Genomic DNA, 12,717 nt, shown 5'->3' on the forward strand with positions numbered 1-12,717 from the left:
TCAGGATTCAGACATGGCACAATCCAAGGTCGTCGGCATCCGTACCGCTGACGTAACAGCCAAGGCCGGAAAACGGCCTTCAAAGTTCTCCAATCGCAAAGTGGACCGCGCCTTCTACTGGATGGCGGTCCCTGCGGCACTTATCTTCACGCTCTTCCTCTATGTGCCCTTCCTCCAGGGTGTGGCCTGCTCCTTCACGAATTCCCAGGGATACGGGCGCTTCTCATGGATCGGCTTCAAGAATTACGGAGCCCTCTTCCGTGACGGCCGTGTGGGCCACGCTTACCTGTTCACGCTGCTGATCGCCATTCTGATCACCCTGTTGGTCAACTTCATCGCCCTGTTCATCTCGGTGGCACTGAATGGAAAGATCGCCTTCAAGAACGGGTTCCGGGTCATCTATTTCATCCCCTATACGCTCTCGGTTCTGGTCATCGGCTATGTCTTCAAGTACATCTTCATGACGCCCCTGCCGGCTCTGGGGAAGGCTCTGGGCATCGGCTGGCTCTCCCAGTCCCTGCTGACCAGCGAGCACTATGCATGGGTCCCTATCGTCTTCCTCTCGGTCTGGCAGGCAGTGGCCTATTCAACCCTGATCTATCTGGCGGGTCTGCAGACCATCGACTCGGAGGTCTATGAGGCCGCATCCATCGATGGCGCCAACGAGTGGCAGAAATTCTGGAGGATCACCTTCCCCTTGATTGGCCCATTCTTCACAATCAATCTGGTGCTGACCCTGAAGAATGCCTTCAACACCTTCGATCAGGTGGTGGCCTTGACCGCAGGAGGACCTGACTCCAAGACAGAAACAGTCACCTATCTCATATACAAGGGCGGCCTTACCGGAGGCGAGTACGCCTATCAGACGGCCAATGCGGTCATGTTCTTCATCGTCCTGGCTGTGATCGCGTTTATCCAGCTGGGCATTTCCAGAAGAGGGGAGAAGATTTGAGATGGCACAGACAGCGCTTATGCAACCGCAGACATCTGAACAATCAACAGGAATAAGTGGAAGGCGGCATTGGGGATTTACGGGATCGCGCCTCAAAAGGGTCAACTGGTGGCTGACGGCCACTGTGGCCGTCCTCTCCCTGACGATTCTTGTGCCGCTCTATTTCACCGTGGTCACGGCTCTGAAGACTCCTGCGGAGGCCGGAACCTTCAGCCTGCCTTCCTCCTGGCAGTGGCACAATTTCGCCGATGCCTGGAACAAGGTCAACTATCCCAAGGCTGCGCTGAATTCGGCCATCGTCACGGTCTGCGCAGTGGCACTCACCCTGCTGACCAACACCTTCGTGGCCTATGCCGTGGCCAGGAATATGGACAAGCGCTTCTTCCGCTTCCTCTACTACTTCTTCATCGCGGCCATGTTCGTCCCCTTCCCCGTGGTCATGCTTCCCATCGCCAAGCAGTTCGGCAGCTGGCACTTGGACAACGTACCCGGTCTGATCCTGCTTTACGTGGTGTTGGGCCTGGGCACCAACCTCTTCATCGCCACGGGGTTCATCCGATCCATCCCCACCGCTCTTGAGGAGGCCGCCCGCCTGGATGGCGCAGGCACCTGGAGGATATTCTGGACCATCATCTTCCCTCTGATGGGGCCGATCAATGCGACCATCGCCATCACCACGGCCCTCTGGGCCTGGAACGATTTCCTCATGCCGCTGATTGTCCTGACGGATCAGACCAGCCAGACCATCCCACTGGCGCAATATGTCTTCAGCTCCCAGTTCGCCACCAACTACCCGATGGCATTCTCCAGCTACCTGATGGCCCTGGCGCCCATCCTGATCGTTTACTTGTTCGCACAGAAGTGGGTCATCAGCGGCGTCATGAGAGGAGCTGTCAAGTAGCCCTGCCAGGACAGGCAGTTCTGGTCAGCCTATAGTAGAGGTCACAGAACAAGGAAGTCCCAGGAATCCAATCTTCGTGAGGAGGACCATGACCCAGGAAGAACGCATGCAGCTGCCCGACCAGGTACGGACCAACGGAGCCACCCCTAATCCCTGGTGGGCCAACGCGGTGGTCTACCAAATTTATCCGCGGTCCTTCCAGGACACCAACGGCGACGGCTTTGGCGATCTGCCGGGCATCACACAGCGGCTGGACTACCTGGCGGATCTGGGTGTGGACGTGATCTGGCTGAGCCCGGTCTACAAGTCCCCCCAGGACGACAACGGCTACGACATCGCCGATTATCAGGACATCGACCCCATCTTCGGCACCATGGACGATATGGACGAGCTTCTGGACCAGGCCCACCGGCGGGGGATCAAGGTGGTCATGGACCTGGTGGTCAACCACACCTCGGATGAGCACGCCTGGTTCCAGGCCTCCCGCAACAGGGAGGACCCGCACGCCGACTGGTACTGGTGGCGGCCCGCCAAGGCCGGCCACGAACCCGGCACCCCTGGCGCAGAGCCCAACAAATGGGGGTCCTACTTTGGAGGCTCCGTCTGGCAATACGATCCGCAGCGCGGCGAATACTACCTGCACCTGTTCTCCAAGAAGCAGCCCGACCTCAACTGGGAGAACCCCCAGGTCCGGCAGGCCGTCTTCGACATGATGAACTGGTGGATGGACCGGGGCATCGACGGGTTCCGTATGGATGTGATCGTCATGATTTCCAAGACTGTCGACTCCGAGGGCCGCCTTCCCGGCGAGGATGGATCGGCCATCGCTGACGGTCCCGTTGGGCCCGAGGGTTATTCATCCTCGGTGCCTTTCTGTGTGGATGGTCCCAGGCTGGATGAATTCCTCAGGCAGATGCGCAGCCAGGTCTTCCAGGGTCGGCAGGGCTATCTGACCGTCGGAGAGGCTCCCAGTCTGGCGCCTGCCCGCAGCGGGCAGATCACCGACCCGGCCAACCACGAGCTGGACATGCTCTTCCTCTTCACCCAGACCGAGGTTGACACCGGGGACAGCAAGTGGGACATCCGTCCCTTCCGAGTTCCCCGGCTCAAGGCTGCCATGGACGAGCAGCAACAGGCTGTGGCCAAGGCCGGATGGGCCAGCCTCTACTTCGACAACCACGACCAGCCCAGGATCGTCTCCCGCTGGGGCGACACCTCCAGTGAGGAGCTGCGCTCGCGTTCGGCCAAGGCCCTGGGGCTCCTCCTGCACATGCACCGGGGGACCCCCTACATCTATCAGGGCGAGGAGCTGGGCATGACCAATGCCGGCTTCACCAGCCTCAACCAGTACCAGGATCTGGAGTCCATCAACCTCTACCATCAGCGGGTCGATCAGGCGCACGAGCAGGATCCGGAGTCCATGATGGCCGCCCTGGCCTATATGAGCCGCGACAACGCCCGCACCCCCATGCAGTGGGACTCCACCAAGTTCGCCGGCTTCACGGCTCCATACGCCCCCAAGGAGCCCTGGCTGGCCGTCAATCCCAATAGGGATAAGGTCAACGCCAAGACCGAGCTGCGTGACCCGGACTCGGTCCTGGCCTTCTACCGGGAGCTGATCCGCCTGCGTCATACCAATCCGGTCGTGGCGGCCGGCGACTTCACCCTTCTGGATCCGGATGCGGACCAGATTTACTCATTCACCCGTTCCCTGGACCAGGCGCCCGAGCCCAAGTCGGGACCCGAGGCTGCCAGCGTGCTGGATGCCCTGCCCTGTCAGCGCCTGCTGGTTGTGGTCAATCTGAGCAGCCGCCCGGCCTCACTGCCGCCTGAAACCGCCGCACTTCTGGGCCTGGATCAAACCGGATTGACCTCCATGGCTCTCGGAGCGGTGGACCCCGATCGGATCCTCATATCAACCTACAGACCGGAGCAAACCGCCAGCTCCCTGCTGACCGGCCGCCTCTCCCCCTGGGAGGGCTTCGTCTACCGACTCTGAGGAAAACCCCGCCGTCGGCACGCTTTCCAGGCTAGAGTGGAAGTCAGCGATGCCCTGATGGGCCTGTGCGGACCGGTCGGGTCCGCGGGTCCCGGGGCGATGGGTTCGCGCTGTGGTCAATCCCGACGATTCCGGCGCGGACGGGAAAAGAAAGCGGGTTGCATGTCTCGTCTGATCATCGTCTCCAACCGTTTGCCCATGTCCTTGCAGGCACAGGAGGACGGCTCTTACACCTTGCGACAGAACGTGGGGGGACTGGCCACGGCCATCGGCCCCTACCACCGTTCCCATAAGGACAGCCTCTGGATCGGCTGGAGCGGCATCGATCCGCAAAAGTACTCGGAAAAGGAGCTGGACCGCATCCGTCAGGCCTACCGGGAGAGCCGGTGCATTCCTATCTTCCTGAGCAAGGAGGAGCTGAATGGATACTATGCCGGATTCTCCAACAACACCCTCTGGCCGCTCTTCCATGACTTCTCGCATGAGGCCGTCTTCCGCCAGGAGGACTGGGAGATGTACCGCAAGGTCAACATGCGCTTCGCACAGGTGGTGGAGCCGCTCATCCGCAAGGGCGACACCATCTGGGTCCAGGACTACCACCTGATGCTCCTGCCCAAGATGTTGCGCGAACGTTACCCTGATGCCTCCATCGGCTGGTTCCTGCACGTACCCTTCCCCAGCGCCGAGATCTTCCGCTCCCTGCCTTGGAGCCGCGAGATACTGGAGGGCGTCCTGGGCGCAAACCTGATCGGCTTCCATACCGTGGACTTCTCCGCCAGCTTCCTGGCCTCGCTGCACAGGCTGCTGCCAGAACTGCCGGTCAACCGGGACGGTGTGGTCGAGATGCCTGACGGCCACCGCGCAGCCATCGATGCCTTCCCCATCGGCATCGACTACAACCTCTACCGGCGTACCGCCCACTCCGGCCTGGCCCGGGCCATGCGTCGAGGAATCGACGAGGTCTGCGGCAAGTCTCCCCGTCATCGCTACCGCACCTCGGTGACTGCCGAGGGCGTGGCGGCCAACGAAGCCGCCACATCGGACGCCAACTGGTGGAGCCACTACATGGAGAAGGACATCCCCGAGTCCACGCTGGCCAAGCAGGCGGCTTCCTCGGTGGGCAGCCGCTCCAACAAGGTCATCGTTTCGGTGGACCGGCTGGACTACACCAAGGGTCTGCCCGAGCGGCTTCAGGCCTTCGGCCGCATGCTGGACAAGTACCCTGAGTGGGTGGGCCATGTCACCTACTACCTGCTGGCCACCCCCTCGCGTGAGGTCGTCGAGTCCTATCAGCGGCTCAAGGCCCAGGTGGACCAGCTGGTGGGGGAGATCAACGGCCGCTACTCCCTGCTGGCCTGGACCCCCATCCACTACATCACCCGCTCCCTGTCCATCAAGCCTGTCTGCGGCATCTACACGGCCGGCGACGTAGCCCTGGTCACCCCCCTGCGCGATGGGATGAACCTCGTGGCCAAGGAGTACCTGGCCTGCCATGACGGACGCGACGGCACCCTGGTCCTGTCGGACATGTGCGGGGCTGCCGACGAGCTGACCGATGCCTTCATCGTCAATCCCTACGATATCGACATGGTCTGCGAGGCCCTGCACAACGCCCTGGAAATCACCCCCGAGGAGTCCAGGCAGCGCAACATCCGCATGCAGGCCCGACTCAAGGTGCGCACTGCAGCCAACTGGTGCACCTCGTTCCTCGACTCCCTGCGGCAGGTGTCTGCTCCGGGCATGACCGATAGGAGGCTGCGTATGGATCACCACAACGCCATCGTTCGTCAGTGGGACGGCGCCCATCGTCGTCTGGTCCTGTGTGATTATGACGGAACGCTGACCCCGCTGGTTCGCCGTCCTGAGCGGGCCAAGCCCACCCAGGCCCTCCGCCGTCTGCTGACCCAGGTGGGGAGCAATCCTGATGTGGATTTCCTGCTGGTCTCCGGCCGCAGCCATCAGATCATGCAGGACTGGTTCGGCGACCTGCCGGTGGGGCTGATTGCCGAGCATGGCGCCTGGAACCGTAACCTGCCCGGCAGCGACTCGGACGAGTGGCAGCGGGCGAAGGGCCTGCCCGACTCCGATACCTGGCAGAAGGTGATCCGGCCCATCATGGATGAGTCGGCCACCAGGGTCCCCAACTCCTTCGTGGAGAGCAAGTCCGATGCGGTGGCCTGGCACTACCGGATGAGCGATGCCCAGGTGGCCGACCATGAGCGTCAGGATCTGCTCCGTCGTCTGCGCGGCGTAGTAGTCGGCCTAGGACTGATGATCATGGAGAATTCCAAGGTCGTCGAGGTCACCCCCGTAGCCACCAGCAAGGGCCAGGCCATCCTGCCCTTCGTCAACAGCGGTGACTACGACTTCATGATGGCCTTGGGCGACGATGACACCGACGAGACCATGTTCGCCGTCATGCCCGATAAGGGCTGGACCATCAAGGTCGGGCCCGGCCAGACCAAGGCACGGCTGCGGGTCAACGATCCGACCGCGGTCACTCTGCTGCTGGCCGACCTGGGTGCCGGTGTGGCCCGTGGCTCCAATGAGCCCGTGGCCTCCCATGACTTCCGCGACGACCATACCGTGGTCGACGAGGCACATGCCCAGCTCACAGACGACAAGTAAGGCAGACGGCCACCGGCCGTCGCCGGTGACTGCTCGTGAAGTCCGTCAAGTTCACGGGCGGGCTGTTGGCAATTGCCGCCCACCGGTGACGGCTTGTGGCGACCACAGACGGAAGACCATTGGCGGTCGGTTGCGACCGTTGTCTGTTGGTGGCGGACTGGTGAGGGCTGTCGGCAACTATTGGCTGCAGACGGACTTTTTGTTCATCCATCATGTCCACTTGTTTGCCCGACTCGGTCGCATCGGCGTACCAATCTGTCTGTCGGAACTGATTCATTTATTGCTTGCTTGGTTGTCGGTCTAGTTGTTTCTGGTTGTTTCAGATCCGCTCTCATGCCTGTCCGGTCCTCGGGTGCCCAAACGTTCGATTGCTCACATATTTTGGTTTTTCAGTATGTTTAGGTGTCCACCATGTTGACGGCTGACCCCATTGGTCGGGCCCGGCCGACCATACTTGGAGCATGGATACTTCAACAATCACTGCCTGTCTTGAGTCCGATCATGCCGCTGATCTGCGCAAAGCCGCCCAACGTCTGGAAGGTGTGGCCCGTCATACCCTTATCGAGGAATCCGATGATCTGGGTGCTCGGATAGGCCATCGCGTTCTGCTCAAGCCGGAGAATCTGCAGCTGACCGGATCCTTCAAGATTCGCGGAGCTTACAACAAGGTGGCCTCGCTGAATCAGGACGAGCTCGACCGCGGCATCGTCACCGCTTCCGCTGGCAATCATGCCCAGGGGGTGGCTTTTGCCGCACGCAGCCGTGGCGCGAAGGCCACGATTGTCATGCCCCGAATCACGCCGCCCCTCAAGGTCGATGCCACTCGGGCCTATGGCGCCGAGGTTGTCCTGCAGGGCGAGGTCTTCGACGAAAGTTCCGATTACGCCTTGGGTCTGGCACGTGATCGCGGCATGACCTTCGTCCCGCCTTTTGACGACTACGAGGTCGTCTGCGGTCAGGGAACCATCGCCATGGAGATTCTTCAGGACGTGCCCGATGTCACCGATATCGTGGTTCCCCTGGGTGGGGGCGGGCTGGGCGCCGGCGTGGCGCTCGCCGTAAAGACCTTCAAGCCAGACGTCAGAGTCATCGGAGCCACCCCGGTCGGATCTCCGGCCTGGCGTGAATCTCTGACAGCTGGTCATGTGGTCGCAGCAGATCAGATGCGTACGGCTGCCGAGGGCGTAGCCGTCAGACGTCCCGGCGATCTGAACTATGCTCTGCTCAGCCGCTATATGGATGATCTGGTCCAGGTGACTGAAAGCGACATCTCCGAAATGATCTTATTCATGCTCGAGAAGCACAAACTGGTGGTCGAGGCGGCTGGTGCCGTCTCCCTGGCAGCACTGGGTCAGTTGGATCTACAATCCGATGTCTTCCGATCGGCCCCGGGTCCGCATGTGATCGTCCCCATCATCTCGGGTGGCAATATCGATACGGTCACCATGGGTGCGGTCATCCAGCGGGGGATGATCTCCCGCGGGCGCATCATGCAGTTCGGGGTGGAGTTGCCCGATGTTCCCGGCCAGCTGGTCAAGGTGGCCACGGTCCTGGCCGATTTGCGTGCCAACGTGATCGAGCTCAACCACGACCAGTTCAAATCCTCCGGCCACTATGACAACGGCGTGCTCTTGGAGGTGACTGTGGAGACCAACGGCCCCGATCACATCACCCAGATTCTGGACACCTTGCGCAGCCACGGCTTCCAGGTCCATCAGAACTACTGAGCATGGTTTCCCAATCGGCCCGGGGCCCGGTATCCATCTTTCCAGGTTCCGCGATAAGGATGATGGCCGATAGAACAGTCAGACTGGCTGTCGCCAATGCTGAACTTGGCTGATGGGCCCGACAGATTCTTGTATGGCCCAACTATGGCGATCCTTGCGCTGTCTTTCGTCTCGTCGCAGGCGGACTCCGCCTTTCTCGATGCTGTAATGAAGCCTGCCCTTTGCGCCGGCGTCGGCCAGGGCCGCGTTCCAGAGAGCGGCTACATGTTTCAGCGACTGTTTGAATCTAGTGACGAAGTTTCGTGTTTCGGCATAGTTCGAGCCCATCTGGTTCTGGAGCGATTTTCAGGTGATGAGCGGGGTCTGGTAGGCGTGTGAATGGTTGAGAGCGTATATGCGCTCGACAGCCATGCGTAGATGTCGGAGTAGGACAGGGCGCTGATCTGGCGTTTGAAGTTCTCGTAATCGGTTTTACGGGGCTTGCGTTGGATGCCCAGGTCTTCCATCAGCTGCCGCAGCGTGAAGGGAAGCATGATGACGCGGCTGGTCTTGTGCTTCTTCTGGCGCACGACTTGGGTGCTTATCCACACCATGAGCAACCTGGCCTTCTTCCCGTACGGCCAGATGTGGGTGATGCCCTTCCCCAGGGTCGTCACGGTCTGCGGTTGGAGGACGTGGGTATATCAGCCTATTTCGATAATCGACGAACAGATTTGCTTTATTTCTTCATTGTGCGTTGAGATGATGACGGCGGCACCTTGTTGGGCAAGTTCGCACAGTATACGTATTACGACGTTAGCGTTGTCTTGATCTAGCGCAGATGTCGGCTCGTCTGCAAGAATGACACTCGGCTGTTTGAGCAGGAGCCTTGCGAGGGCGATTCTTTGTTGTTCCCCGCCCGATAGGGTGTAAATCTTTTTCTTCTGTGAACCTTTCATCCCGACGATGTCAAGTACGCTGTCGATTCGTTCGTCCCGTTCCTTGCGATGCTCGCGCTTCTTCATTTTGAGGGGAATCTGCAGGTTACGCGATACGTTCCACTGTTCGACAAGACCATAGTTCTGGAATAGAAATCCTATGTTTTCGCGAAGACACACTCGCTGTCCCTTCCTGCTCTTGTGTAAATAACCGGAACGGAATGTCCCTTCGTTGTAAGTGACCGATCCTTCATCGAAGTCCTCCAACAAGCCGACGCAGTTGAGCAGGGTCGTCTTGCCTGCGCCGGACGGTCCGCTCACTGCGATTATGGAACCGGGTCCAGCGTCGAAGGACAGTCTCGACCATAAGGTGTGTTCTGCAAATCTCTTGGTAAGTCCTTCGACTTTCAATGTCGGCTGCATGCCTGCGTCTGTCATATGCATCTCCCTCCGCACCGCGGATTCACGGGCGTTTGATGTCGTCGGCACGGAACCTTGATTCGTATGCCGATACGGTAATGGCCATGATGAGGCTGGATCCGGCGAAGAGCAATGTTCCAGCCACCAGATCCGCAACCTTGTTCATCGAGCCGATCATGCCGACTGCTATGAGGGTCAGCAGCACCCCGGTGTTCTGCATGATAAGGAAGCCTCCATGTCTTCTGAAAAACCCGTATCCATGGATGAATTGGACGAAGGAGAGCCTGCGTCGTCTTGCGCAATACGCGGCCGAGCACACAAGGATGGCCATCATGGCAGCGGCCAGACCGAACGATATGGCTATAATGTCCCCGCGTTGCTCGTTCCTGGATAATGACAACGTATACGCCACCGAGTCTTTGGCGTTGTCAATACCCTGGAAGTATCCGGAGATTCCATAATGGTCCAGCTTGCTTTGCAAGAGTTCCGGATCAGAGAACAATACACTATCGCTTGATGTGTATGACAGGTATACCATGGGGCTGATCAACCCTGACGATGGGGATGTGACGGCTACCACTGGATCTTTCAAAGACAGCCTCTGCTGATCTTCCGCAGGCATGAACTGGGTCCCCGAGAAGAGAGATATGTCTTGGCCCGAACGTGTGCGGACCAGGACGCCGTGAGGGTTGCAGGAATATGGTTTCTGTTTCTGGGTAACACCCAGTTGGCACTGTGTCTTGAAATATTCGGCATATTTCTTCAATAAGGCTCCGGGGTCCCCTTTATATGATGAAGGCACCAGGAGTGTGAAAGCCCCGATATCTCTTCCAACCACTTTAACCGGTTTCCCATCAAGTCCGGCAATGGATTGTTTGTCAAGATAGTTCGGGCTCACTATCATCGAATCGGATCCGTCCGGTTCGTAAGGATCATTGTTCCCATCAGCGGGACGAACGGAGTCACCATTATACCCGACCAACATCGCCTTCCCCCTGCCGTCAAGATCCTCGATCACTTTCATCAGGGGAGGCGCTGCCCGGAGCATATCCTCCTGTGTGGTGTTGATTGAAAACCTCAGGACATATTGATCCGAGATGCGAGACCACTGTGCCAAGGACCGGCTGGTGCTCTGTACCGCGCTGATTCTATTCAGAGAACCGCTGATGGTGCCAAAGAGAACAGCCACTACTATGAACTGGGCAAAACCCGCAATAATGCCATCACGGAGTTCGTTGCCCTCTCCGTTGAGAACGGCGGGTATTCGATCGCGGAATGCACTGGCACCACCTAAAGCCAACGCTAGGAAGACAAGATATGCTGTCAATACAGCCACGGCGACAAACAGCGCTCGAAGGAGTCGCCAAATCTGGTGGAAGTTATTGATAAACCAGAGGAAAGGTAATCCCACTAAGGTAATTGTCACCAATCCCACGGCGAGTGTGGCGAGCAGTGACGCCAGCTCGCCGACGAGTATCCTTCCGCTGGTATAACCGTGCATCGCCTTGATCGCATGTATCTTCCTGTTCCTGGACAGGGAATACGCGGTGGAAACCACCAATGTGATGGCGATGATAACGACTCCCGCCCAAAGGCCACCCCTCCCTAACGCGTATATCATCGCAGCTATCCAGAAGCCTCGTGACCAGAGGCTTTGTGATTCGTCAACCACTATCCGGGAACGTGACAAAGCCTTGGCGAGCTGTTCCATATGCGACCTATCCGCATTGGTCGCATAGCTTCCGCGCAAGTCCTGGGTGGTAATCTCTTCAAAAGAAACTACTTTCGTTGACTGGTCACGCGTTGAAAAGGAAGGATAATCGTACCCTCCATTTCGTTGAAAAGACTCTTGGTCGCCCACAAAGGCCACGAGAACACGAGACTTCATTGAATCACGAAATGAAGGTTGGATCTTGAATACATTAATCCCCAAAGTTTTTGAAGCTTGAGCAATCGCACGCACAGCATCCGCCTTCGTCGCGGTATCAACCCTCTCGACGGTGAAAGAGGTACCAGTACCTGCAGGAAGCTCCTGGTCGATAGTGATAAGCATCTCGAATGTCACCACCATGGTGAGAATCAAGGAAGCCCAAATCGTCAACCGTTGAATCCAGTGAATTCGCAAATCACCTCACCCACCCAAAACAAAGAGCAGACACATGCCGGCCGACAAGGCAGGAGCTGCCATTCATGAAGCAACAACTTTCCCAAACTTCCTCATAGTCTTCTCCTTTGAAAGCAAATATGAGGCGAAAACGTCCTACCGCTAACTATTCTACGCCATAAACACAGCTAACTCATTCCGGCCTCTCACACATTGAGACTGCTCTCATGTCACTGACACCGATGTGGAAATCCGAACTGGTACGATGACGCCACCACTCTTGGAACAATACCCCTGCCGGAATTCGAACAACACATAAAAGACCAGTTTGCTTGGTTACACTCACACCATGAGCATGGGATGTTTAGTGGATGCAGTGCGGAATCATGTAGAGAATGTCGCTGGTGATGACACTGGTGGGGATGGTGGCGGTCAGCCAGTTGCGGGTCTGATGTCAGCCGAGCCGGTTGCTCATCCGTCTGATCTGCTCGCTGGCCTGTCTATCGAGTGAGACCAGTGCCTCGTCGAGGTGTCGTGTGACGTCGTGGGCGAGCGAGTCGAGCCCGCTGTTCTGCTTGCTCTGCAGCCTCAAGAGTCGATCGTTCACGTACCGCTGCTCGTCGTGCATCTTTCTGAGCTGTGTTTCGTGCCTGCTCGCCGTTTGCTCCACGTTCTCCTCGAACGCCTTGTAGCCAAAGAGGATGACCTTCCTTGAGGCTTCGCTCTGCCTGTTGCCTGAGTCCTCTAGTCGCTGCAAGCTGGTCAACAGCATCTGGTTGACCTGTTCCATCGTGGAGGTTATCGTCTCCAACTACTCCCTGAGGTTCACCTGGCGGCTGGTGACCAGCTGTATCTGCGCGCCCTGGTAGTTCCTGAGCTCCTCGAGCACCTGCCTCGTCTCGCACAGTCGTGCACTCAGGTCCTCCTCGTTGCTCTGGTTCGGGTTTTTGTCCATGTCTCCTCGTTTCGTCCAGCAGCGATTGCGGGCTATAGGAACTAAACGCGTTGTTTATGTTGGGGGTTTGGCCTTGTGGCTGTAAGCGTGTTGGGTGGTTGTTAATAGGTCGGG

At 58.4% G+C, this 12,717-nt stretch carries 10 protein-coding genes; 5 read left to right on the top strand and 5 right to left on the bottom strand.

The features are described from left to right. Window positions 1-13 precede the first annotated feature (13 nt). From H3V09_RS08740 to ilvA, 5 genes are all read left to right on the top strand, one after another. Complete coding sequence (locus H3V09_RS08740) at window positions 14-952, top strand: carbohydrate ABC transporter permease (RefSeq protein ID WP_198191696.1); 939 nt, start codon at window positions 14-16, stop codon at window positions 950-952. Window position 953: 1 nt separating this feature from the next. Further along, window positions 954-1,853 (top strand): carbohydrate ABC transporter permease, encoded by a 900-nt coding sequence (locus tag H3V09_RS08745; RefSeq protein ID WP_232339551.1) that lies wholly within the window; start codon window positions 954-956, stop codon window positions 1,851-1,853. Between the two features lie 88 nt (window positions 1,854-1,941). Further along, window positions 1,942-3,852 (top strand): glycoside hydrolase family 13 protein, encoded by a 1,911-nt coding sequence (locus H3V09_RS08750; protein WP_198191690.1) that lies wholly within the window; start codon window positions 1,942-1,944, stop codon window positions 3,850-3,852. A gap of 162 nt (window positions 3,853-4,014) precedes the next feature. Next, a complete protein-coding gene (locus tag H3V09_RS08755; protein ID WP_052733228.1) occupies window positions 4,015-6,480 on the top strand; it encodes a bifunctional alpha,alpha-trehalose-phosphate synthase (UDP-forming)/trehalose-phosphatase in 2,466 nt (821 codons plus the stop codon). 461 nt (window positions 6,481-6,941) lie between these two features. Next, on the top strand, window positions 6,942-8,207 hold the full coding sequence (gene ilvA, locus H3V09_RS08760; RefSeq protein ID WP_110424712.1) for a threonine ammonia-lyase: 1,266 nt from the start codon (window positions 6,942-6,944) through the stop codon (window positions 8,205-8,207). Between the two features lie 269 nt (window positions 8,208-8,476). On the opposite strand, the gene H3V09_RS08765 is transcribed toward ilvA, so the two are convergent. From H3V09_RS08765 to H3V09_RS08785, 5 genes are all read right to left on the bottom strand, one after another. Next, window positions 8,477-8,863 (bottom strand): replication protein RepA, encoded by a 387-nt coding sequence (locus H3V09_RS08765; protein ID WP_144178548.1) that lies wholly within the window; start codon window positions 8,861-8,863, stop codon window positions 8,477-8,479. Window positions 8,864-8,890: 27 nt separating this feature from the next. Then, entirely contained in the window at window positions 8,891-9,562 is a 672-nt protein-coding gene (locus H3V09_RS08770) for an ATP-binding cassette domain-containing protein (protein WP_015021170.1), read from the bottom strand. Between the two features lie 25 nt (window positions 9,563-9,587). After that, entirely contained in the window at window positions 9,588-11,615 is a 2,028-nt protein-coding gene (locus H3V09_RS08775; protein ID WP_198191691.1) for a bacteriocin-associated integral membrane family protein, read from the bottom strand. Between the two features lie 487 nt (window positions 11,616-12,102). Further along, the gene (locus H3V09_RS08780) at window positions 12,103-12,459 is read right to left on the bottom strand and encodes a hypothetical protein (protein ID WP_033511708.1); all 357 of its coding nucleotides are present in this window, start codon (window positions 12,457-12,459) and stop codon (window positions 12,103-12,105) included. Then, window positions 12,460-12,603 carry a hypothetical protein gene (locus tag H3V09_RS08785; RefSeq protein WP_015021173.1) on the bottom strand — a complete coding sequence of 48 codons (144 nt, stop codon included), beginning with the start codon at window positions 12,601-12,603 and terminating at the stop codon, window positions 12,460-12,462. Window positions 12,604-12,717 lie beyond the last annotated feature (114 nt).

It is taken from the genome of Bifidobacterium sp. M0399, from assembly GCF_016100595.1.
GTDB lineage: Bacteria > Actinomycetota > Actinomycetes > Actinomycetales > Bifidobacteriaceae > Bombiscardovia > Bombiscardovia polysaccharolytica.

Excerpts from the sequence above, each read along its gene's own strand:
- H3V09_RS08785 (WP_015021173.1), bottom strand. The coding sequence starts at position 12,603 with ATGGACAAAAACCCGAACCAGAGCAACGAGGAGGACCTGAGTGCACGA.
- ilvA (WP_110424712.1), top strand. The coding sequence starts at position 6,942 with ATGGATACTTCAACAATCACTGCCTGTCTTGAGTCCGATCATGCCGCT.
- H3V09_RS08770 (WP_015021170.1), bottom strand. The coding sequence starts at position 9,562 with ATGACAGACGCAGGCATGCAGCCGACATTGAAAGTCGAAGGACTTACC.
- H3V09_RS08755 (WP_052733228.1), top strand. The coding sequence starts at position 4,015 with ATGTCTCGTCTGATCATCGTCTCCAACCGTTTGCCCATGTCCTTGCAG.
- H3V09_RS08750 (WP_198191690.1), top strand. The coding sequence starts at position 1,942 with ATGACCCAGGAAGAACGCATGCAGCTGCCCGACCAGGTACGGACCAAC.
- H3V09_RS08745 (WP_232339551.1), top strand. The coding sequence starts at position 954 with ATGGCACAGACAGCGCTTATGCAACCGCAGACATCTGAACAATCAACA.
- H3V09_RS08740 (WP_198191696.1), top strand. The coding sequence starts at position 14 with ATGGCACAATCCAAGGTCGTCGGCATCCGTACCGCTGACGTAACAGCC.
- H3V09_RS08775 (WP_198191691.1), bottom strand. The coding sequence starts at position 11,615 with ATGGTGGTGACATTCGAGATGCTTATCACTATCGACCAGGAGCTTCCT.